The sequence below is a fragment of the Mameliella sp. LZ-28 genome, assembly GCF_012274245.1.
In the GTDB taxonomy this organism is placed as follows: Bacteria; Pseudomonadota; Alphaproteobacteria; order Rhodobacterales; family Rhodobacteraceae; genus Antarctobacter; species Antarctobacter albus.
Window position 1 is genome coordinate 114426 of record NZ_JAANYX010000035.1, and the last position, 19621, is coordinate 134046.

The following is a 19621-nucleotide window of genomic DNA, read 5'->3' on the forward strand; positions in this document are numbered from 1 at the left end:
GAGGGTACTTCCCGCCGCCCGCGCTTCAACCGGAACGCCGCGTCATAAGGGGTCGCCGCGATGCCTGCCCTACGTCTCAGCGCCAGCACCCAGGACCTGACCCGCGCCGCGCGCATCCTGGCAGAGGGCGGTCTTGTCGCCTTTCCCACCGAAACGGTCTACGGGCTGGGCGCCGATGCGCGGCAGGATCACGCCGTGGCCCGTATCTACAAGGCCAAAGAGCGCCCCGAGTTCAATCCGCTGATCGTGCATGTGGCCGACCTCGACGCCGCGAAAGACCTGGTGATCTGGTCCGAGGCCGCCCAGGCCCTGGCCGATGCCTTCTGGCCCGGCCCGCTGACACTGGTGCTGCCGCTGCGCGAGGGCGCGCATGTGTCGCGGCTGGTGACAGCCGGTCTCGACAGCCTGGCGGTTCGGATACCCGCCGCCCCGGTGGCGCAGAACCTTCTGCGCGCCTTCGGCGGGCCGGTCGCCGCACCATCGGCGAATCGCTCCGGTCAGATCAGCCCGACCCGCGCCGCCCACGTGCTCGAGGGGCTTGGCGACCGGATCGAAGCGGTGGTCGATGGCGGCCCCTGCGCCGTGGGGCTGGAATCGACGATCCTCGGCCTGACCGGCACGCCGCCCACCCTGCTACGTCCCGGCGGCATCACCGAGGAAGCGCTGAACGAGGTCCTCGACACCCGCATCGCGCTTCGCCGCGAAACCGACGGCATCACCGCCCCGGGCCAGACCCGTTCGCATTACGCGCCGCGCGCACGGGTCCGCCTCAACGCGGTGGACTTCGAACCGGGCGAGGCCCGGCTGGGCTTCGGCACCGTGCCCTGCGACCTCAATCTCTCGCCCGGCGAGGACCTGACAGAGGCCGCCGCCAACCTGTTCGAATACCTGCATCGGCTCGATGCCGCCGGCGCCGCGACAATCGCCATCTCCCCGATCCCGCACCTGGGCCTGGGCATCGCGATCAACGACCGGCTCAGCCGCGCCGCCGCCGAACGCTGACCCTTCCGAAGAGCCTGTTTCCCGGAGCCGCCTCTCGCTGATGCCGATCAGAGGCACAGGACCGGGGCCTGCAAGGGGGCGCAGCCCCGCGCCTTGCGCGGCTTGCCCTTGCGGGGCACGGGCTTGTGCCTCAGGCATCAATCAGAGAGAGGTGGATACGGGACACAGGCACGGGCCTGTTTGCTGGTGAGCCCTTGAAGCCGGCGCCACCCGCCACAAGGCCTCATGTTCCGGCATGGGCCAGCCGAGGGGTGGCGGGCGGGCGATGGGCGCAGCCCGAGTCCCGTCCGGCCCCCTCCCGATTCCTCAGGCCCGGCCGCCGGCGGAACTCAACGCCAGGGCGGCCACGCCCAGCGTCTTCAGGGCGGCTTCCCATTTGTCCATGTCGGCCATCTCGAAGATCAGCTCAGGCGCGGCGTCACAGACCAGCCAGCCGTTCTCGGCGATCTCGCCTTCCAGCTGGCCCGCCGCCCACCCGGCGTAGCCCAGCATCATCATCCATTTCTCCGGCCCCTCACCTCGGGCAAGGTCCTCGAGGATGTCCAGGGTCGCTGTCATGTGGATGTCGTCGCGCACCTCCAGCGTCGTCACGACCGAATGGTAATCCGGCGTGTGCAGCACGAATCCGCGCCCCATCTCGACCGGTCCGCCAAAATGTACCGACCGTTCGGACAGGTCCGACACCTGGTCGATGTCCAGCTGCGACAGCAGGGTCGGCATGTCCACGTCATTGCTGGGCTTGTTCACGATCAGCCCCATCGCGCCCTCGTCGGAATGGTCGCAGATGAAGACGACGCTGTGCTCGAACCGAGGATCCCCCATGCCCGGCATGGCGATCAGCAGATGCCCGGTCAGGTTGGTCTGTGGGGTTCCGGTTCCGGCGACCATATGGCTCCCTTTCGCATTGCACGGGCTTACCATGACCGCCCGTGCGAGGACTGGCAAGACCGTCACATCTTCGTCAACTGATAGGGGGGGTCGCCGGAACGTGACTTTTCATTTCAGTCCGGAAGGGCCAAATCCAAGGACATGAAAAAGATCCTTGTGACGCTCCTGCTGATGCTGCTGCCCGGCCTTGCCGCCGCGCAATCCTATGACGACGTGGTCGAGGCGCAGATCCTGCCCGGGTGGCGCCTGCCCAATGGCGACCACATGGCCGCGCTGCACCTGAAGCTGGCCCCGGGATGGAAAACCTACTGGCGCTCACCCGGCGATGCGGGCATCCCGCCCCAGTTCGACTGGAGCGGCGCGCGCAACATGTCGGCCATCGGCGTCTACTGGCCCGCGCCGCACGTCTTCTGGCAGGAAAACATGCGGTCCGTCGGCTACAAGGGCGATGTGATCCTGCCGCTCCGGATCCGCCCCAGCCAGCCCGGCAAGGATGCGCGCCTGGGCGGGGTGATCGACATCGGCATCTGCAAGGACGTCTGCCTGCCGCACCGCCTGCGCGTGTCCGCCAGCCTGCCCGCCGGTCAGACGAAACCCGACGCAAGGATCGCGGCCGCGATGGCCGACGTGCCCTTCGGGGCAGAGGACGCGGGCGTGACCGGCGTCTCCTGCCGCATCACGCCACAGGCCAAGGGCATGGGCCTGACCGTGTCGATTGCAATGCCGCGCGGCACCGGACGCGAGGAAACGGTGATCGAGACGTCGGACCCGAACCTCTGGGTCGCCGATCCCAGCACCTCGTGGCAGGGTGGGCGGCTGGTGGCGCAGACCCGCGTGACACATATGTCCGGCGGCGTCTTTGCGCTCGACCGCTCGGGCCTGCGGATCACCATCCTGGGCGGCACCATCCCGGTGGAACTGACCGGCTGCAGCGGCTGACCCGGCAGGCCGGGAAAGCGGCGCAGGCCGGCGGTCAGGCGTCCGTCTTTGCCCGCGCTCCGCGCCGCCAGAGCATCACGATCCCGCCACCGACGTAGATCGCCAGCGGCACCGCCACAGCCCCCAGCAGGAACAGCCCCAGTGCCGAGACCTCCGGCGACACACCGCGCAAGGCGGGCAGCCCCGGCATCGGCGCTCCCGTGACCCCGGTATATCCCAGCGTCGCCGCGAGCCATCCCAGCATTGCGAACAGCGCCGCGACCAGTACACCGCGCAGCCCCGCGCCCCGGAACCGCAGCCCTTTCTTGAGCGCCGCGAACTGCTGTCCCATGTCGTGCTGGATCGCCACCAGCGCGGGCACGATCAGCAGCACCAGCACCACGCCGAACCCCAGCCCGTAGACCAGCGTGATCACCGTGGGTTTCAGGAACTGCGCCTGCGACGAGGATTCATACAGCAGCGGCGCAAGCCCCAGCACCGTTGTTGCCGTGGTCAAAAAGACCGCCCGCAAACGGTCCGAGGCCCCGTCGATGATCGAGGGGATCAGCCCGCGCTCCTTGGCGTATTCGTCGATCTGCGTCACCAGAACGATGGAATCGTTGATGATGATCCCCGTCATCCCCAACAGCCCGACCACCGTGAACATGCTCAACGGCACGTCCCACAAGGCGTGGCCATAGATCGCCCCGACCAGCCCGAAGGGCACGATCGCCATGACCACGAAGGGCCGCGTCCAGCTGGCAAAGACCCAGGCCAGGACCAGGTAGATCCCCAGCAGGACCATGATCAGCCCGTTGCGCGCATCGGTGAGAAAATCGCTTTCCTGCTCGGCCAGCCCGGCCAGGCGATAATCCACCTGCCGCGTCTCGGCGATCTGCGGCAGGATCTCTTCGCGCAGCGCCTTGACGACCTCCTCGGCCCGCGCCGCATCGTCCTCGGAAATATCGCCGGTGACAGAGACCACGCGCAGCCCGTTTTCGCGCCGGATGGTGGAAAAGCCGGTGCGCCGTTCGACCCGCACGATATCGGCCAGCGGGACATAGGCACCGCCGGGCGTGCGCAGTTGCATCCGCTCCATGAAATCGGCGGTCAGTTCGCCCTCGGGCAGTTCCACGCGGATCTCGGCAGAGCGCGGCCCGTCGGGATAGGTCGCCGCCTCGATCCCGCCCAGCCGGTTGCGCAGCACGCGCCCCAGCCCGTCGATGTCAAAGCCCAGCGCCAGCCCCTGCGGCGTTAGTTCGAGGATCAATTCGTCCTTGTCGTAGGACAGGTTGTCCTCGACCGCCGAAACCTCGGGGAACCGCAGAACCGCCTCCTTGAGGTCCTCTGCGGCGGATTTCAGCACCTCGGAACTGGCGCCATAGAATTGCACGTCCAGGGAATCGCCCCCCGGCCCGCCGCGCCACCCGCGAAAGGAAATCGTCTCGGCCAGCGGGTGGCGTTCGACACGCTCCTGCAACTCGCCCACGAAGGCGAACGAGGAATAGGGCCGCAGGTCGGCCTCGATCAGTTCGATGGATATGGCGCCCAGTTGCTCGGGGTCCTTGGTATCCGCACCGGGCAGCGACCGGCCCGCGTTGCCGCCGATCTCGGCCAGGACATAGTCCAGCGGGTTGCGGCCATAGCGGTCCTCGTATTCGCGGCCCAGCTCATCGGCGGCCTTCTGGAACAGGCGCATCTGCTCGATCGTGTCCGCCCGCGTGGCGGTAGGTGACATGGCAAAGTTGCCGGTGACAGACCCCTGCTCCGGGGAGTTGAAGAACCGCCAGGTGACATCGCCCCGGATAAAGGACGTCACCTGCGTCGCCAGTGCCACGACCAACAGGGCAAAGACGACATAGCGCCCGGCCACGATCCCGCGCATGAAGGGGCGGAACAGGCGCTCGCGAATCCAGCGGAAGCCGCGGTTGACCAGGATCGACGCCATGTCGATCCCGCCGTCGGACAGCATCCGCAGCATCGGCGCGCGTTCGTCCCGGGGCATGACCACAAGGCGCAGCGCAATGGCCGCCGCCACGAGCAGCGCCAGTCCCCCGGCCAGCACCGGCAATTGCCCCCAGATCGCCCCGCGCAGGTCCACGGCGGCGCCTTGCGCCGTCGTGATCGCCCCCGGCACGGCGCCGGCCAACCCCCAGAGCGCCGCAACAACAGCCGGCAGCGCCAGCATCGCGAGTGTCAGCAAAGCCACCGCCAGGACGGCGACCAGCGTCACCCCGACCACGCCCAGCCCCACACGCCACCACCGCGTGCCGCGCTGCACGCGCGGCTTCAGCGCATGGGCCATGTGGTTGGGCAGGATCAGGAAACATTCCACCAGCGAGGCGATCAGCACCACGATCACCGTAAACGGAATGTCCGAGATCATGTCGCCGAACCGCCCGCCGATGGCGGTCAGGCCGAAGAAGGCAATGACGGTGGTGATCGTCGCCGAAAACACCGGCAGCGCCATGCGCCGCGCCGCGTTCTCGGCGGCGTCGAACGGCCCCTGCCCCCGGCGCGCCAGGTGATCGGCATGTTCACCCACGACGATGGCGTCGTCCACCACGATGCCCAGCGTGATGATCAGCGCGAACAGGGAGATCATGTTGATCGTCAGCCCCGCCACGTACATCAGCGCGATGGCAGACAAGAGCGCCGTGGGGATGCCCGCCGCCACCCAGAAGGCCGTGCGTGTGTTCAGGAACAGGAACAGCAGCATGACCACCAGCGCCAGTCCCGTCACCGCGTTGTCGATCAGGATGTTCAGCCGCCCGGTGATGTATTCCGACCGGGTGCGGATCAGGTCGATCTTGACACCCTCGGGCAACACGGCGGTCAGCTCGGCGGCGACTTCTTCGACCGTGGCCTGGATGCCGATGGCATCGCCCTCGGCAGAGCGGTCCACCCGGATCGAGATCGCCCGGTTCTCGCCCACGAAATAGCTGCGTTCGCGGTCGATCCCCTCGACCCGGATCAGCGCCACGTCGCCCACCGTCAGGCTGGAGCCGTCCGGGTTAGACCGCAGCACGATATCCGCTATGGCATCGGCAGAGCGTTTCTCGATCCCCGTACGCACCCGCGCGCCAGCCCCCGCCACGTCGCCCGCAGGGTCTGCCTGCACCTCGGCGGCAATGGCGTCGGCGATCTCGCGCATGGTCACGTCGTGGGCGATGAGATTCTGCACCGGCACCTCGATCACCGTCTGGGGCGCCGCGAGGCCCCGGATCGTGGTCTGTGTCACGCCCTCCGCAAAGAGCCGCACCACCAGTTCGTCGGCAAACCGCGCCAGCTGATCGACGCCCACCGGCCCGGTGATCACAAGGTCCGTCACCCGGTCGCGCCAGCCGCCGCGCCGCACGCTGGGCTCATCCGCGTCCTCGGGCAGCGTCGTGATCGCGTCGACCGCCTGTTGCACGTCATCGGCGGCGCGCGCGATGTCCCAGCCGGGTTCGAACTCCAGCTCGATCGCGGCCCGCCCCTCTCGGGACACGGCGCTGGAGGCGATTACCCCCTCGACCGCCAGCAGCGCCGGTTCAAGCACCTGCACGATGGCCGCGTCCACATCTTCGGCCCCCGCCCCGTCCCAGCGGACCGAGACGTCGATTTCGTCGATGATGATATCGGGAAAGAACTGCGCCCGCATGTTGGGCACCGCGAGGATACCGGCCGCCAGCATGATCACCAGCAGCAGGTTGGCCACCGTGGGGTGGCGTACGAAATAGCCGAAGATCCCGCCAGCGGCAGAGGGAAGCGCGCGTGCCATGCCTCAGCCCCCCATCCGGGATTCGATGCGCTCGACAATCTCGGCTGGCACTTCCTTTTGCGCCAGTTGTGCCAGGATGCGGGTCCTCGCAGCCTCGGGCATCTGCGTGTTGGCCTCTATGAAGGCGACCAGCCGGGCACGCCGGTCTTCGCTGAGTTCCAGCATGGCCTCGGGTTCCGGCACAGCGCCGGTGCGCAGCGGCTTGACCTTGATACCCTCGCCCAAGAGCGGCGTGCGTTCCGCCACGATCTCGCGCCCCCGAAGGCCCCGCCCGCGGATCAGCACGTCATCGCCCTGGCGCCGCATCACCTCGACCACCACCGTCTCAAGCCTGTCTTCGGCCCCCACGATCAGGACCTCGCCACCGGCGTTCACCGCCGTGGCAGGCAGACGGGCCATCCGCTCCAGCGGCGGTTCCTCGATCCGAACGGTGACGAAATCCCCCGGCTTGAAGCCGCGTGGCGCGTCCAGCACCGCGAACAGCCGCCGACCGGTCTGGCCCTCGCCCACGGCGGCACTGTCCCGGGTGATCCGGCCCGCGGCGGTGATATTGGTGCCGAAGACATCCAGCGCCACGCTCACCGGCGCCTGCCGCAGCCGTCCGTCCCCGTCCAGCAGCCGCGCGTATTGCTGGGTCGAGACACGGAACGACACCTCCAGCGCCTGCAGGTCCACCAGCTGCGCCAGCTGTTCATTGGCAGAGACCAGCCGACCGGACACCACCGTGACCTCTGACAGCGTGCCCGCGAACGCGGCCCGGATCTGGGTGTCGTCCAGCCGTCTCTGGGCCTCGTCCCGCGCGATTTCCGACCGGCGCAGCTGGGTCGCGGCTTGGTCGATACGGGCCTCGGCGGTGGCCACCGCCTGGCGCCGGGTCAGCACCGCCTGCCGCTCGCTGGCCAGCGCCAGTTCCGCGCTTTCCACCGCCGCCGCCGTACCGACGTTGCGATCCAACAGGTCACGCTGGCGCCGCAGCGCGGTTTCGCGCAGCACCACCTGCTCCTCGGCGGCACTCAGCTCATCCTTTGCGATGACCAGGGCACGTTCGGCCTCGCGCACCTCGGCCCGCGCATCCAGCAGGTCGTTTTCGGCCCGGTCCAGCGCGGCCTCGGCATCCGCCGGGTCGATCCGCGCCAACAACTGCCCGGCCTCGACCTGCCCACCCTCGACAAATTCCGGGTCCAGTTCCACCACCGCGCCAGAGGCCGCCGCGCGCAGCTCCAGCGTCCGGCGGCTCTGCACCTCACCGAAAGAGGTCAGCACCGGCGTGACCGTTTCGAACGCCACCGGCACCACGTTGACCGCAAAGACCCGCTCGCGCGCCTGGGGCACACGGGCCTCTTCGGCCATACGCGCCTCGACGGCATCGCGCACCATGATCCCGGCAAACCCCAGCAACCCCAGGGTCAGCGACAACAGGAACAGCCCCGTCAGGCTCTTTCGCAAAAAGCGCATCTTTCAAACTCCGCGGTGCACCCTTCTGAAATAGAAGCGCGGGGATGCATTCAAACCCCGGGGAGTTATACGCAGCTCGCGATCACTTCCGTCGCTGATGTTCGTCCAGGCGCGGAAAAATCTCGACAAAGTTGCAGGGGCGGTGCCGATAATCCAGCTGCAGCCCCAGGATCTCGTCCCAGGCGTCCTTGCAGGCCCCCGTGCTCCCCGGCAGTGCAAACAGGTAGGTGCCCCCGGCAACGCCGCCCGTGGCGCGGCTCTGCACCGCGGAAGTCCCTATTTTCTGGAAGGAAACCATCGTGAAGACCGTTCCGAAGGCGTCGATCTCCTTTTCGTAGACATCCCTGTGCGCCTCGACCGTCACGTCGCGCCCGGTCAGCCCCGTCCCCCCGGTCGAGATCACCACGTCGACCTCCGGGTCGGCGATCCAGCCGCGCAGCTTGTCCGCGATCAGCGCGCGCTCGTCCTTCACGATCGCGCGATCGGCCAGCACATGGCCCGCGTCGGTCAACCGCTGCACCAGCGTGTCGCCGGATCTGTCATCCTCCAGCCCGCGCGTGTCCGACACGGTCAGGATGGCGATTCGGACCGGGATGAACTCCTTGGTTTCGTCGATACGGCTCATGATGTCCTCACAGGTTGAACCAGTTTGGCCCAGGCCCGAGGTTCACCACGCGGCTGTCCCCGATCCGGCCTTCCTGGCCCCAGCAATCATGCACATGACCACAAACCGCAAGCGCGGGTTGCAGCCGGGCGATGGCGTCGCGGATCGCGGTCGAACCGACCGACGCACCGCGCGAGGTGACATCCGCAATTCCCTTGGGCGGCGAATGGGTGATCAACAGGTCGGCGCCGGTGCAGCGGTCCAGCATCTCCGCCGCCTGGTTCTCAGTCAGGTCGAAGGACCAGTCGCCAAAGGGCGTCACCGGAATGCCGCCGCCAAGGCCGAAAAGCCGCAGGCCCTCCACCTCGACCCCTTCGCCATGCAGAACGGTTGTCCCCGGCAAGGCAGCGGCGCGCAGCTCCTCGGCCGTCTCGCTGTTGCCCGGCACCACCACCATCGGCGCCGCCACGCCTTCCAGCAGCGACAAAGCCTCGTCCAGGCCTTCGCGCACATGGCAAAAATCACCGGCGCCGATCACCAGGTCGGCCTCGCCACTCGCCTCCACCAAGGCCCGCGCATGGCGGCGCGACAGGTGCAGGTCGGAAAAGGCCAGCACCCGCATCAGACCGCCAGACGCACCGCCAGCCCGCCAAAGAGCGTGGCACAGGTGTAACGCAATGCGCGTTCCGTGCGCGTCCCGCCCTCCAGCCGACGCCGCAGACGCCCCGCGAACTGGCCGACAAGCCCGTTCACCGTGACGCCGCCAATCGACATCAGCAGGCCATAGACCAGGAACTGCGGCAAGACCGCCTTCGCCGGGTCGATGAACTGCGGCACGAAGGCCAGCACAAAGAGAATGTATTTCGGATTGGTGATATTGACGACAAAGCCCTGCCGAAAGGCCTGCGCGGGCGCCAGGGGCGGCGCATCACTGCCCGCGATGGGCGTGCGCAACGTCTTCCAGGCGATCCAGGCTAGGTAGGCCGCCCCCGCCCAACGGATCACGTCAAAGGCCCCCGGCAAGGCGGCGACCAGCGCCCCCAGCCCCAGCCCCGCCAACAGCACATGCAGCATGCCGCCCAGCGCCACGCCGCTGGAGGCCGCCCAGCCACAGCGCGCGCCCCCGCGCAGCCCCTGCGCCAGGCAGAACATCATGTCCGGCCCCGGCGTCACGTTCAGCGCCAGCCCGGCGGGAATGAAAGCCAGCAACAGAATCGGGTCGACGATCATTCCAGTGCCCTCAGTTTTGCCTTGAGCGACAGCATGTCCGCCCAGGCCTCGCGTTTCGCCTGCGGATTGCGCAGCAGGTAGGCGGGATGCAGCATCGGCAGCGCCGGGCGCTTTGCCGCCTCGACCCAGGTCCCGCGCAGCCGCGTGATCCCCCGCCTGCCCAGCAGCGCTTGGCAGGATGTATTGCCCATGATCACCAGCAGATCGGGATCGGCCAGGGCAATGTGCCGGTGCAGGAAGGGCAGCAACATGGCAATCTCGTCAGGCTTCGGGTCACGGTTCTGCGGTGGCCGCCAGGGCAGGACATTGGTGATATAGACCGATTCGGCGCGGCTCAGCCCCACCGCCGCCAGCATCCGGTCCAGCAATTGTCCGGCCCGCCCGACAAAGGGTTTGCCCTGCAGGTCCTCGTCCCGCCCCGGCGCCTCGCCCACCAGCATCACCCGCGCCCCCGCCACGCCATCGGCAAAGACCAGGTTGCGCGCGCCGCGCTTGAGCGGGCAATGTTCATAGCCCGCCAGCGCGTCCCGCAGCGCCCCCAGGTCCGCCGCGCCAGAGGCCAGCTTGCCCGCCTCCGCCACCGGATCGACCTCGGGCGCCTTGACCGGTGCCGCGCCGCGCCCGCCCCCGGGCGCCGCCGCCCGCGCCGCGTGCTGCGCCTTCAGAGCCTCCTGCTCGGCCTCATGGGCGGCAAAACGGTCGACGGGCGCGTCGAGCATCGCCTCGTCCACCCCCATCTCCAGCTGCCATTCCAGAAGCGCCTTCGCGGCGTACCAGTCCATGTTCTCCATGTCCGTCACCCTAGCCCCCGCCGGGGGCAAAGAAAATCGCCCCTGTTTCTTCTTGGCGAAAATACCCCCCGCAACATCGCCACGCGGCGCGCCCTCGGGCCTGCCGGGGGCCTTGCCCCGCAAGGGCACCCTACATAAAAGGTCCAGAACGCCACCGAGGGACCCGAATGCGCTTCGACCACCGCCATCTGCTGGGGATCGAGCCCCTGCGCCCGGACGAGATCACCACGATCCTCGACCTCTCCGATCAATATGTCGATTTCAACCGCCGCCGCGACAAGCACGCCAATGCGCTGGCCGGGCAGACCCAGATCAACATGTTCTTCGAGAATTCCACCCGCACCCAAGCCAGTTTCGAACTGGCGGGCAAACGGCTGGGCGCGGACGTGATGAACATGGCGATGCAGGCCAGCAGCATCAAGAAGGGCGAAACCCTGATCGACACCGCCATGACGCTGAACGCCATGCACCCCGACCTGCTGGTGGTGCGCCACCCGCATTCCGGCGCGGTCGATCTCCTGGCGCAAAAGGTCAACTGCGCGGTGCTGAACGCCGGGGACGGGCGGCACGAACATCCCACCCAGGCACTGCTGGACGCGCTGACCATCCGCCGGGCCAAGGGGCGGCTGCACCGGCTCTCCATCGCCATCTGCGGCGACATCGCCCATTCCCGCGTGGCGCGGTCCAACCTGCTGCTGCTGCACAAGATGGAAAACCGCATCCGCCTGATCGGCCCGCCGACCCTGATGCCCTCGGGCATCGACGCCTTTGGCGTCGAGGTCTTCGACGACATGCGCGAGGGGCTGAAGGACGTGGACGTGGTCATGATGCTGCGCCTTCAAAAGGAACGCATGGACGGCGGCTTCATCCCCTCGGAACGCGAGTACTACCACCGCTACGGGCTGGACGCCGAAAAGCTGAGCCACGCCAAACCCGATGCCATCGTCATGCACCCCGGCCCGATGAACCGCGGGGTCGAGATCGACGGCACCCTGGCAGATGACATCAACCGCAGCGTGATCCAGGACCAGGTGGAGATGGGTGTCGCCGTACGCATGGCGGCGATGGACCTATTGGCCCGCAACCTGCGCGCCCGTCCGACCGAGGTGATGACATGACCAGGGTGCAGGTCAACGGGTCTGACCGCACAACGCTTTACCTCACCCATCTCGACCTTCCCCCCGAGGCGGTCGAGCGTTTCACGCAGATGGCAGGTACGGGTGAATGGCCGCTGAAATACGCGCTTGGCGCGACGCGCCTGCGCGAAAGCTTTGTCGACGTGGTTTCGATCCGCGACCTGGGCGAAATGACGCTCTCGCAGTATATCTCGGCGGCGTACGACGTGCCTGCCCGCGCCCTGGAAAAGGACCGCGCACGCATCGACGCACTCAAGGGGCATGCGGTGGTGCTGCCGCCGCAGGCCTTTGACGGCACCTCGCAGGAGCTGACCATCGCGCCGCCGCTGACCCTCGTTGGCAGCTACGGCGAGGCGCGCCCCACCGCAGGCGGCGCCAACCCGGTATCCAGAGCGGCCCGGGGCCAGGGTGGCGCACAGCCCGCCGCGCGACGTAGCAGCGGCAACTCGCCCCTTCTGAAACTCATCCTCGCCGCCGTCGCGCTGATCCTGGCGCTGGTGCTCTGGCTGGCGCTGGTATGAGATGGGAGGCGTGAGATGAACATGCAGGACCAGGCCCCACAAAGCGGGTGGGAGGGGCTGCTCGACCCGGGCGAGACGATCCTCTGGCAGGGCCGTCCCGGTGCCCGCATCCGGCTGGGCATCGGCGATATCCTCCTCATGGTCTTCGGCACGTTTTTTGCCGGTTTCGCGCTGGTCTGGATGGCGCTTGTCTCCGGCGTGGGCGGGTTGTTCTGGGTCTTCGGCATGATCCATTTCATGGTCGGTCTCGGGATCATCTGCTGGCCGCTTCTGGGCCGCCCCTACCTGCGCCGTCACACCTGGTACACGCTGACAGACACCCGCGCCTTCATCGCCACCGAACTGCCGTTGAAGGGAAAGCAGCTGAAAAGCTACGCGATCAGCCCGGACAACCAGCTGACGCTGGAGGATGGCACCCCGGGCTCGGTGATTTTCGCGTCGGAATGGCGGCGCGGCAAGAAGGGCAGCTACGAGACCCGCATCGGCTTTCATGACATCGACGAGGCGCGCAAGGTCTACGGGTTGATGCGCGGCATCCAGCGGGGCCGGACATGACCTTCACCCCCGACCGCGCCACCTATATCCGCACCCATTGGATCATGGCCGCCATTGCAATGGCGCTTGGCATGGCGATCCTCTGGGCGCTCGGCAACGCGCATGTCTGGACCGGCGCCATCGGCGGGCTGGCCGCCGTCGCCCTGCGCGGCTGGTACCTGATGGACGAGGAACTGGGCCATGCCTGGCGGCTGGAGGACGGCGTTCTGGAAGGCCCCGGCGAGCGCCGCGTGCCATTGGACCAGGTCGAGAAGATCCGCGCCATCGGTGCCGCCGTCCAGATCGTCACGAAAACCGGCGACAAGCACCTGATCAAGTTCCAGGCCGATCCGCAGGCAACCATCGCCCGGATCGAGGCCGCCCGCCCGAGAGGCCAAGAATGACCCAGACCCTGATCCACAACGCCCGCCTGATCGACCCCGAAGCCGGGGAGATCACCCCCGGCGCGCTTCTGATCGAAAGCGGAAAGATTACCGAAATCTTAACGCAAGGCACTGATTTTGAAGGCATGTTTCGCGCGCGAAACATCCAGCCGGATCGGGTCGACGCGGGCAATGCCTTCCTGGCGCCCGGCATCGTCGACATCGGGGTGAAGGTCTGCGAACCCGGCGAACGGCACAAGGAAAGCTATGGCAGCGCCGGTCAGGCGGCGGCGGCGGGCGGGGTGACCACGATGGTCACGCGCCCCGACACGCAGCCCTGCATCGACACGCCGGAAACGCTGGAATTCATCCGCCGCCGCGCGATCGAGGAAACGCCGGTCAACGTCCTGCCGATGGCGGCGCTGACCAAGGGCCGGCAGGGCCGCGAGATGACGGAGTTCGGGTTCCTGCTGGATGCCGGGGCCGTGGCCTTTACCGATTGCAACAACGTGGTCCGCGACACCAAGGTGCTCAGCCGGGCGATGACCTATGCCCGCTCGCTGAATGCGCTGGTCGTCGGCCACCCGCAGGATCCGGGCCTGTCGCAGGGGGCCGCCGCGACAAGCGGAAAATTCGCAAGCCTGCGGGGGCTGCCCTCGGTCTCTCCGATGGCGGAACGCATGGGGCTGGACCGTGACATCGCCCTGGTCGAGATGACCGGCGTGCGCTACCACGCGGACAAGATCACCACCACCCGCGCCCTGCCCGCACTGGAACGCGCCAAGGCCAACGGCTTTGACGTCACAGCCGGGGTGTCCATCCATCACCTGACCCTGAACGAGATGGACGTGGCCGACTATCGCACCTTCTTCAAGGTCACGCCGCCGCTGCGCTCCGAGGAAGACAGGCAGGCGGTGGTCGAGGCGGTGCGCACCGGGCTGATCGACATCATCGGCAGCTATCACAGCCCGCAGGACGAAGAGAGCAAGCGCCTGCCCTTCGAAGGGGCCGCCAGCGGCGCCGTGGGGCTGGAAACCATGCTGCCGGTGCTCTTGCGGCTTTACCACGGTGGCGAACTGGATCTGCCGACGCTGTTCCGCGCCCTGTCGCTGAACCCTGCGAAACGTCTGGGGCTGGATTGCGGACGGATCGCAGCGGGGGCACCCGCCGACCTGGTGATGTTCGACGCAGACAAGCCCATCGTGCTGGACCGGTTCAAGCTGCGCTCGAAATCCAAGAACACGCCCTTTGACGGTGCCCGCCTGCAAGGCCGGGTCTTGGGCACATGGGTCGGCGGCACGCGGGTGTTCGAGGCATGAGCGGCATGGTGATCCTCTGGGCCGCGCTTGGCTACCTGCTGGGGTCGATCCCCTTTGGCGTGCTGATCACCCGGGCGATGAACCTGGGCGACCTGCGCCAGATCGGGTCGGGCAACATCGGCGCGACCAACGTGTTGCGCACCGGCAACAAGGGGGCGGCGCTGGCGACCCTGCTGCTGGACGGCGGCAAGGGCGCGGCGGCGGTGCTGATCGCCCGCGCCTTCGAGGCGGACGGCATCGCCGTGCAGGCGGCGGGTGTCGCGGCCTTTTTCGGCCATTGCTTTCCGGTCTGGCTGCGCTTCAAAGGCGGCAAGGGGGTGGCGACCTTCCTTGGGCTGATGCTGGCGCTGGCCTGGCCGATCGGCCTGTTGTGCTGCGCCACATGGGCGGCGGCGGCCTACCTGTCGCGCATTTCCTCGGTGGGGGCGCTGGCCGCCTCGGCGGGGGCGCCGGTCTGGATGCTGGTCACGGGCCGGACCGATCTGCTGGTCAGCGGGGTCCTGCTGGCGGCGCTGGTCTGGTGGCGGCACTCGGCCAACCTCGCCCGGCTGCGCGCCGGGACAGAGCCGAAGATCGGCCAGAAATAGCCCCTCAGGGCACAACCTCGATCCGCGCATCCACCAGACCGGGTTCCGCGCCACGGTCCAGGCGGAAGCCCGCGAAACGATAGCCCCAGACCGGTTCGACCTGCGTCAGCCAGCCGATCAACACGTCGAAACTGACCGCCTCGAACCGCATTTCGATTCCGCCGCCCTGCCGCGCCGAGAGCGTGGCGACATTGCCGGACAGGCCTGCCCGCTCAAGGCTGCGCTGCACCGCGGCCAGCCCGATCGGTTCTGCCGGTCCCGGCCCGGCGGCCGAGCGCAGCAACCGGGCATCCTCGGCCCGCGCCGCGACCCAGGCATTCAGCGCACGGGCCTCTTCCAGAGCCGTGACCGAGGCCGCACGCCGTTCCGCCAACGGCCAGAGCAGGCCGACCCCGGCGCCCAGCAGCAGCACCAGCGCCATGACCCCCAGCAACAGCCGTTCGCGCCCCGTCAGGCGCAAGAGATGTTCCACCATGCGCCCGGTCATCCGCCCTGCTCCGGTTCCCGGATCGTCAGGTCGGCGATAACGCCCCCCTCTCCGCCCAGCCGCGCGTCGCGCACGGTGATCCGCAGCCCTTCGGCGGCCAGGCTGTCGACCAGCGCATCGACCGCCGCGAAATCGCCCATCTCCAGCACCAGTTGCAGCCCCTCGTCCGGCGCCCAGGCCACGGTGTCCAGACGCACCCCCGCACCGGACAGGACAGGCGCCGCCCCGGCAAAGAGATCCAGCGGAGAACTGTCCCCGCTGCGGGCGCGCAGCGCGCTGCGCTGCTCGGCCAACGCACGGGCGATCTGCACCCGCATGTCGAGGATCGGCCCGGAGGTGACAAATTCGGCCCGCGTCAGCTCCATCGCGCGGGCGGTCAGTGCGGCGGTCTCCGCCTCGGTGGCGCGGATCACGGCGATCTGCGCCGCGGCCCAGAGCCCGGCCGCCACGGCCCCGGTCAGGACCGGCCAGCGCCAGGCGGAGAGCTGTCGGCGCAGCCGCCCGCGTGCGGCCTGCGGATCAGCCCGCAGGTCCAGCCCGGTTTCCCCGCGCGAGAAGGCGCGCAGGTCCGCCCGCTTGTCCGGGCCCCCCGCAACCACTGGAATGTCCCGCGCGGCAAGCCAGGCCTCGAACTCCGGCAAGGGCGGGCCATAGCGGTGGACACGCTCCGGAGCACCGTCCCGCGCGATGATCGCCTCGGCCTGCAGACAGAGCGCAGCCTCGGTGGTGGTCACGCCATCCGCCGGGCCAAAGCGCGCGCGCAGCCGGTCGGGTGTTCCCGCAACGGTCCAGCATGTATTGTCGACCGGCAGTGCCAGGTAGTCGGGCAGCACCGCGACACAGCCCTTGTCCACCTGTCCGCGCCAGCGCTCCAGCGCCGCGCGATCCACCACCAGGACGCGGGTCCAGCCTTCGGCATTGCCGTCCAGCGCATAGGGTCGCATCTGCAAGGCGCCAGCCTCTGGCCCCAGCAGGTCCGCCAGTTGCCGCTGCGCCACCTGTTCGCGCGCGACGCCGCGCAACCGGTCCGGCAGGTCCAGCGTGACCAGCGGCACCGCCTCGCCCGGCACAAGCGCAACGTACCGCCCGCGCGGCACGGGACCGCCGACAGGCGCGGTGGCCAGGCCGGGATCGTCCGGCGGTAAGGGGAACTCTGCCAAATCAGCCATCGGGCAGACGATAATCGACCCGCACCCCGACGGGAAGCGGCTGACGGAACAGGACGGTGCGCCGCGACAGCCGCCGCCCTTCGAAGTCGACCGTGGCCCGGGCCAGGAACCAGTCGCTGCCCACGGTCAGCCGCGTGTCGTCCACCGCACCCGCCGTCGCGGGTGGCAAGGCCAGCAGCAGATCCGCGACCGACCCGAAGGGCGCGCGCTGACGCGCCGCCACCAGCGCCCGCGCCTGCGCATCGCTCAACTGCGGCAACCAGGCGGCCAGCACGTCGGGCGGGGCCGTGTTCACGTTCAGCCGCGTGTCGCTGGGCAAAGCGGCGATCAGCGGTGACAGGCGGGCGAATTGCCGGTCCGTCAGGCCGGGAATGGCCCGGAGCTGAGCGGGGTCCTTGATCGGGCCGCCCCTTGGCCGCATCGCGGCATAGGCCGCCGCATCGGCCGGGCCGCCGGGGGAGAGGAAATCCCGGATCGCGCGGCCCGTCTCCTGCGGTAGGCCAAGCCCGCCCAGCAGCCGTGCAAATGCCTCATGCGCCTGCACGTCCTCTGGCACCGCCAGCCAGTTGACGTTGAACCGCCCCTGCAGGTCCGCGATCCCGCCGCTGACCCGCGCCCGATCCAGTTCGGCATCCCGGATCGGCTGGGCCCAGGCCTCTTGCGCGTGGTCGGCGGGGCCGGGATCACCCTGAAGCAGCGAAATCGCCAGCGTGTCGACCCCGTCCAGATAGGCCTCTGCCTGCGCGGCCCCCTGCCAGGCGCGCTGCCGTTCGACGCTGTGCCCGGCGCGCACCAGCAGCACCGTCGCTGCGGCCGCCAGCGCCCCCACCAGCACCAGTGCATTGACCAGGACCGATCCGCGCGTGGCACTCATGGCAGCGCCTCCAGCAGGCGGATCTCTCCAAGCCCGTCGAGGTTGAAGGTCAATTCGACTGCGCTTGGCAAGACATCGGAATAGAGATTGGCGACGCGGGCAAACGTGCGATCCTCGTCCAGGGCATCCGGAGCGTCGGCTGCGGGACCGACCAGCCCGGCGCCTGCCCCCTCGACCCACCCCTGCACCTCCCAGTAGCTGCGCAGGCGAACGCTCTCGACCCCGGTCAGGAACACCCGGTCGGGGTTGCGCTGCGCGGCACTGGCGGGGGCAGACACCGGCCAGGACGCGCGCGACAGTCCGCCAGTCGCCCGGTCATATCGCCATTCGACCCGCTGGAAAGGCGCGGTTGTCCCGTCCAGCGCCGAAACCGTCAGAGCCAGGACGCTCCCATCGAAGGTGAGCGCCGATTGCGGAGGTCCGTCCGGAGCGTGAAACACCATCGGCGCGGCGCGGTCCAGATCGCTGCGCAACAGGGCCAGTGTCACCGCCAGCGCCCGGTCCCGGTCATCCCGTCCACCCAGCGCATCGCGGGTGCGGATGGTGCCGTTCAGGGTCTGCATTCCCATCACCGCAACCAGCGAGAACAGCGCCATTGCCACCACAAGTTCGATCAGCGTCAGCCCGCGCGTGCCCTTCATCGCGGTGCCCCTCCACCGGGCAGGAAAGTGACAAGCGTCGCCCCCGGCCCCTCGGAGGATCTCACCGTGATGTCGGCGCGGATCAGCCCGGCCGCGGTGGCGCGACGGCGGGTTTCGACGTGAAACTGGTAAGGCCCAAGGGTCACGGTGTCGGGCAGGTCCACGGCACCGGGCAGGCGCAGCGCCTCGGCCCGGTTTTCCGCCGCCAGTTGCGCCAGAACGCGCGGCGCTGCCCCACCAAGGACAAGCCGCGCCTGTCCCGTGGCCTTGAGCGTGGCCATCGTGCCCAGCGACAGGATGGCGATGGCGATCACCAGCTCCAGCAGGGTCAGGCCCCTTGTGGTTCGGCCTAGTCGGGGACGCATGTCAGCCTGCTCCATCCATCGCTGGCACAGCGCCAGACCTCCCCCCCGCCCGAGAAGGTCAGCGCAAAGGCGCTGGTCCCGCCATCGGCGCGCAGCCTTATGCGCGGCGTGCCTGCGGGCATCGGCGTCGAAGAGACCAGCCGCGCCTGCCCCCGCCAGTCAAAGAGCCTCCGCATCTTGTCCCAGCCGTCGGTAGTGTGCCGGGACAGGGTCAGGCCACGCGGCGTGATCTCCAGCCCCTGTTCCTGCCGTGCCAGGATCGCCAGCGCCCAGCTTTGGTTGAATGTCCGCTGGAACCGCTGCGCGTCGCGTTCGGCGCCGGGCACCGCCGCCCCCGTCGACAGGCCGACGCCCACTGCCAGCACGGCCAGCACGGCGACCGAGACCATCAGCTCCAGCAGGCTGAACCCCGCGTCGCCGGATCTCAGCCCCCCGTCCACGAGCCTATGTCCGCATCCGCCCCGGTGCCGCCCGGCACGCCGTCGGCGCCATAGGTGAAGACGTCGAAATCGCCGTGCACACCCGGTTGCAGGTACTGGTAGGGCCGGCCCCAGGGGTCCTGCGGCACGCGGTCCATGTAGCCGCCCGAGGCCCAGTTGGCCGGCACGGGATCCGCCGAGGGGCGGCTGACCAGCGCCGCAAGCCCCTGGTCGGTGGTCGGATAGCGGAAGTTGTCCAGCCGGTAGAGATTGATCGCCGCCTGGATCGCCGCGATGTCCGATTGCGCACGGGCGGCACGGGCCTGGTCGGGCCGGTCGATGACGCGTGGCACGATGACCAGCGCGAGGATCGACAGGATGACAACCACCACCATGAGTTCGAGCAGGGAAAAGCCCGCGTCGGCGGGACGGCGCGGCGCGGCCTGTGAAGTATCGCTCATATGCTCACCTGCGCCCAAGGCGCCTCTTGACGTTTTGCGGCGATCCTAGCCAAGAACCCCGGAGCAGACAATCG

At 68.6% G+C, this 19621-nt stretch carries 22 protein-coding genes; 8 read left to right on the top strand and 14 right to left on the bottom strand.

The window, feature by feature from the left end; translation table 11 throughout:
* Positions 1-60 precede the first annotated feature (60 nt).
* Positions 61-1002, top strand: a complete 942-nt coding sequence (locus tag G9Q80_RS22830) for an L-threonylcarbamoyladenylate synthase (RefSeq protein ID WP_088715641.1) — start codon at positions 61-63, stop codon at positions 1000-1002.
* 306 nt (positions 1003-1308) lie between these two features.
* Here the strand turns inward: G9Q80_RS22830 and G9Q80_RS22835 are convergent, their stop codons facing one another.
* A complete protein-coding gene (locus G9Q80_RS22835; protein ID WP_088715640.1) occupies positions 1309-1890 on the bottom strand; it encodes a YqgE/AlgH family protein in 582 nt (193 codons plus the stop codon).
* Between the two features lie 141 nt (positions 1891-2031).
* On the opposite strand from G9Q80_RS22835, the gene G9Q80_RS22840 reads away from it, so the two are divergent.
* A complete protein-coding gene (locus tag G9Q80_RS22840) occupies positions 2032-2829 on the top strand; it encodes a protein-disulfide reductase DsbD domain-containing protein (protein WP_074622638.1) in 798 nt (265 codons plus the stop codon).
* Positions 2830-2863: 34 nt separating this feature from the next.
* Here the strand turns inward: G9Q80_RS22840 and G9Q80_RS22845 are convergent, their stop codons facing one another.
* The 6 genes from G9Q80_RS22845 to G9Q80_RS22870 all read right to left on the bottom strand — a co-directional run bounded on the left by G9Q80_RS22845 (position 2864) and on the right by G9Q80_RS22870 (position 10642).
* Positions 2864-6571, bottom strand: coding sequence for an efflux RND transporter permease subunit (locus G9Q80_RS22845; RefSeq protein ID WP_088715639.1), 3708 nt, complete (start codon positions 6569-6571; stop codon positions 2864-2866).
* A 3-nt stretch (positions 6572-6574) separates the two neighbouring features.
* Positions 6575-8026, bottom strand: coding sequence for an efflux RND transporter periplasmic adaptor subunit (locus G9Q80_RS22850; protein ID WP_088715638.1), 1452 nt, complete (start codon positions 8024-8026; stop codon positions 6575-6577).
* A gap of 82 nt (positions 8027-8108) precedes the next feature.
* Positions 8109-8651, bottom strand: a complete 543-nt coding sequence (moaB, locus tag G9Q80_RS22855) for a molybdenum cofactor biosynthesis protein B (RefSeq protein ID WP_088715637.1) — start codon at positions 8649-8651, stop codon at positions 8109-8111.
* A gap of 7 nt (positions 8652-8658) precedes the next feature.
* Positions 8659-9252 (bottom strand): metallophosphoesterase family protein, encoded by a 594-nt coding sequence (locus tag G9Q80_RS22860; RefSeq protein ID WP_088715636.1) that lies wholly within the window; start codon positions 9250-9252, stop codon positions 8659-8661.
* On the bottom strand, positions 9252-9860 hold the full coding sequence (locus tag G9Q80_RS22865) for a LysE family translocator (protein WP_043141599.1): 609 nt from the start codon (positions 9858-9860) through the stop codon (positions 9252-9254). Before G9Q80_RS22865 ends, G9Q80_RS22860 begins: the two co-directional genes overlap by 1 nt.
* Entirely contained in the window at positions 9857-10642 is a 786-nt protein-coding gene (locus tag G9Q80_RS22870) for a uracil-DNA glycosylase (RefSeq protein ID WP_500862231.1), read from the bottom strand. The genes G9Q80_RS22865 and G9Q80_RS22870 overlap by 4 nt, the downstream gene beginning before the upstream one ends.
* Before the next feature lie 176 nt (positions 10643-10818).
* Between G9Q80_RS22870 and G9Q80_RS22875 the strand changes: the two genes are divergently transcribed.
* The 6 genes from G9Q80_RS22875 to plsY are packed head-to-tail and all read left to right on the top strand — an operon-like array spanning position 10819 to position 15131.
* The gene (locus G9Q80_RS22875; RefSeq protein WP_088715634.1) at positions 10819-11769 is read left to right on the top strand and encodes an aspartate carbamoyltransferase catalytic subunit; all 951 of its coding nucleotides are present in this window, start codon (positions 10819-10821) and stop codon (positions 11767-11769) included.
* Positions 11766-12308, top strand: a complete 543-nt coding sequence (locus G9Q80_RS22880) for an aspartate carbamoyltransferase catalytic subunit (protein WP_088670186.1) — start codon at positions 11766-11768, stop codon at positions 12306-12308. The genes G9Q80_RS22875 and G9Q80_RS22880 overlap by 4 nt, the downstream gene beginning before the upstream one ends.
* A 15-nt stretch (positions 12309-12323) precedes the next feature.
* Positions 12324-12863 carry an aspartate carbamoyltransferase catalytic subunit gene (locus G9Q80_RS22885; protein WP_232788235.1) on the top strand — a complete coding sequence of 180 codons (540 nt, stop codon included), beginning with the start codon at positions 12324-12326 and terminating at the stop codon, positions 12861-12863.
* On the top strand, positions 12860-13246 hold the full coding sequence (locus G9Q80_RS22890) for a hypothetical protein (RefSeq protein WP_088670188.1): 387 nt from the start codon (positions 12860-12862) through the stop codon (positions 13244-13246). Before G9Q80_RS22885 ends, G9Q80_RS22890 begins: the two co-directional genes overlap by 4 nt.
* Entirely contained in the window at positions 13243-14544 is a 1302-nt protein-coding gene (gene pyrC, locus G9Q80_RS22895; RefSeq protein ID WP_088715633.1) for a dihydroorotase, read from the top strand. Before G9Q80_RS22890 ends, pyrC begins: the two co-directional genes overlap by 4 nt.
* Positions 14541-15131 (top strand): glycerol-3-phosphate 1-O-acyltransferase PlsY, encoded by a 591-nt coding sequence (gene plsY, locus G9Q80_RS22900; RefSeq protein ID WP_088715632.1) that lies wholly within the window; start codon positions 14541-14543, stop codon positions 15129-15131. The genes pyrC and plsY overlap by 4 nt, the downstream gene beginning before the upstream one ends.
* Before the next feature lie 4 nt (positions 15132-15135).
* Here the strand turns inward: plsY and G9Q80_RS22905 are convergent, their stop codons facing one another.
* Genes G9Q80_RS22905 through gspG form a run of 7 tightly spaced genes read right to left on the bottom strand, consistent with a single transcriptional unit; the run spans position 15136 to position 19547 of the window.
* Entirely contained in the window at positions 15136-15618 is a 483-nt protein-coding gene (locus G9Q80_RS22905) for a type II secretion system protein M (protein WP_088715631.1), read from the bottom strand.
* On the bottom strand, positions 15615-16787 hold the full coding sequence (gspL, locus tag G9Q80_RS22910; protein WP_088715630.1) for a type II secretion system protein GspL: 1173 nt from the start codon (positions 16785-16787) through the stop codon (positions 15615-15617). Before gspL ends, G9Q80_RS22905 begins: the two co-directional genes overlap by 4 nt.
* Complete coding sequence (gene gspK, locus G9Q80_RS22915; protein WP_088715629.1) at positions 16780-17661, bottom strand: type II secretion system minor pseudopilin GspK; 882 nt, start codon at positions 17659-17661, stop codon at positions 16780-16782. The genes gspL and gspK overlap by 8 nt, the downstream gene beginning before the upstream one ends.
* Entirely contained in the window at positions 17658-18302 is a 645-nt protein-coding gene (locus G9Q80_RS22920) for a type II secretion system protein GspJ (protein ID WP_088715719.1), read from the bottom strand. Before G9Q80_RS22920 ends, gspK begins: the two co-directional genes overlap by 4 nt.
* The gene (locus G9Q80_RS22925; protein ID WP_168246585.1) at positions 18299-18667 is read right to left on the bottom strand and encodes a type II secretion system protein; all 369 of its coding nucleotides are present in this window, start codon (positions 18665-18667) and stop codon (positions 18299-18301) included. Before G9Q80_RS22925 ends, G9Q80_RS22920 begins: the two co-directional genes overlap by 4 nt.
* Positions 18652-19107 (bottom strand): prepilin-type N-terminal cleavage/methylation domain-containing protein, encoded by a 456-nt coding sequence (locus G9Q80_RS22930; RefSeq protein WP_088670196.1) that lies wholly within the window; start codon positions 19105-19107, stop codon positions 18652-18654. Before G9Q80_RS22930 ends, G9Q80_RS22925 begins: the two co-directional genes overlap by 16 nt.
* On the bottom strand, positions 19092-19547 hold the full coding sequence (gene gspG, locus G9Q80_RS22935) for a type II secretion system major pseudopilin GspG (protein ID WP_088715628.1): 456 nt from the start codon (positions 19545-19547) through the stop codon (positions 19092-19094). Before gspG ends, G9Q80_RS22930 begins: the two co-directional genes overlap by 16 nt.
* Between the last annotated feature and the right edge of the window lie 74 nt (positions 19548-19621).

Bases quoted from the DNA above. Each gene is read 5' to 3' on its own strand.
- gspL (WP_088715630.1), bottom strand. From the start codon at position 16,787: ATGGCTGATTTGGCAGAGTTCCCCTTACCGCCGGACGATCCCGGCCTG.
- gspK (WP_088715629.1), bottom strand. From the start codon at position 17,661: ATGAGTGCCACGCGCGGATCGGTCCTGGTCAATGCACTGGTGCTGGTG.
- plsY (WP_088715632.1), top strand. From the start codon at position 14,541: ATGAGCGGCATGGTGATCCTCTGGGCCGCGCTTGGCTACCTGCTGGGG.
- G9Q80_RS22925 (WP_168246585.1), bottom strand. From the start codon at position 18,667: ATGCGTCCCCGACTAGGCCGAACCACAAGGGGCCTGACCCTGCTGGAG.
- pyrC (WP_088715633.1), top strand. From the start codon at position 13,243: ATGACCCAGACCCTGATCCACAACGCCCGCCTGATCGACCCCGAAGCC.
- G9Q80_RS22865 (WP_043141599.1), bottom strand. From the start codon at position 9,860: ATGATCGTCGACCCGATTCTGTTGCTGGCTTTCATTCCCGCCGGGCTG.
- gspG (WP_088715628.1), bottom strand. From the start codon at position 19,547: ATGAGCGATACTTCACAGGCCGCGCCGCGCCGTCCCGCCGACGCGGGC.
- G9Q80_RS22885 (WP_232788235.1), top strand. From the start codon at position 12,324: ATGAACATGCAGGACCAGGCCCCACAAAGCGGGTGGGAGGGGCTGCTC.
- G9Q80_RS22860 (WP_088715636.1), bottom strand. From the start codon at position 9,252: ATGCGGGTGCTGGCCTTTTCCGACCTGCACCTGTCGCGCCGCCATGCG.
- G9Q80_RS22920 (WP_088715719.1), bottom strand. From the start codon at position 18,302: ATGAAGGGCACGCGCGGGCTGACGCTGATCGAACTTGTGGTGGCAATG.
- G9Q80_RS22880 (WP_088670186.1), top strand. From the start codon at position 11,766: ATGACCAGGGTGCAGGTCAACGGGTCTGACCGCACAACGCTTTACCTC.
- G9Q80_RS22845 (WP_088715639.1), bottom strand. From the start codon at position 6,571: ATGGCACGCGCGCTTCCCTCTGCCGCTGGCGGGATCTTCGGCTATTTC.
- G9Q80_RS22835 (WP_088715640.1), bottom strand. From the start codon at position 1,890: ATGGTCGCCGGAACCGGAACCCCACAGACCAACCTGACCGGGCATCTG.
- G9Q80_RS22840 (WP_074622638.1), top strand. From the start codon at position 2,032: ATGAAAAAGATCCTTGTGACGCTCCTGCTGATGCTGCTGCCCGGCCTT.
- G9Q80_RS22890 (WP_088670188.1), top strand. From the start codon at position 12,860: ATGACCTTCACCCCCGACCGCGCCACCTATATCCGCACCCATTGGATC.
- G9Q80_RS22850 (WP_088715638.1), bottom strand. From the start codon at position 8,026: ATGCGCTTTTTGCGAAAGAGCCTGACGGGGCTGTTCCTGTTGTCGCTG.
- G9Q80_RS22875 (WP_088715634.1), top strand. From the start codon at position 10,819: ATGCGCTTCGACCACCGCCATCTGCTGGGGATCGAGCCCCTGCGCCCG.
- moaB (WP_088715637.1), bottom strand. From the start codon at position 8,651: ATGAGCCGTATCGACGAAACCAAGGAGTTCATCCCGGTCCGAATCGCC.
- G9Q80_RS22905 (WP_088715631.1), bottom strand. From the start codon at position 15,618: ATGACCGGGCGCATGGTGGAACATCTCTTGCGCCTGACGGGGCGCGAA.
- G9Q80_RS22830 (WP_088715641.1), top strand. From the start codon at position 61: ATGCCTGCCCTACGTCTCAGCGCCAGCACCCAGGACCTGACCCGCGCC.
- G9Q80_RS22870 (WP_500862231.1), bottom strand. From the start codon at position 10,642: ATGGACTGGTACGCCGCGAAGGCGCTTCTGGAATGGCAGCTGGAGATG.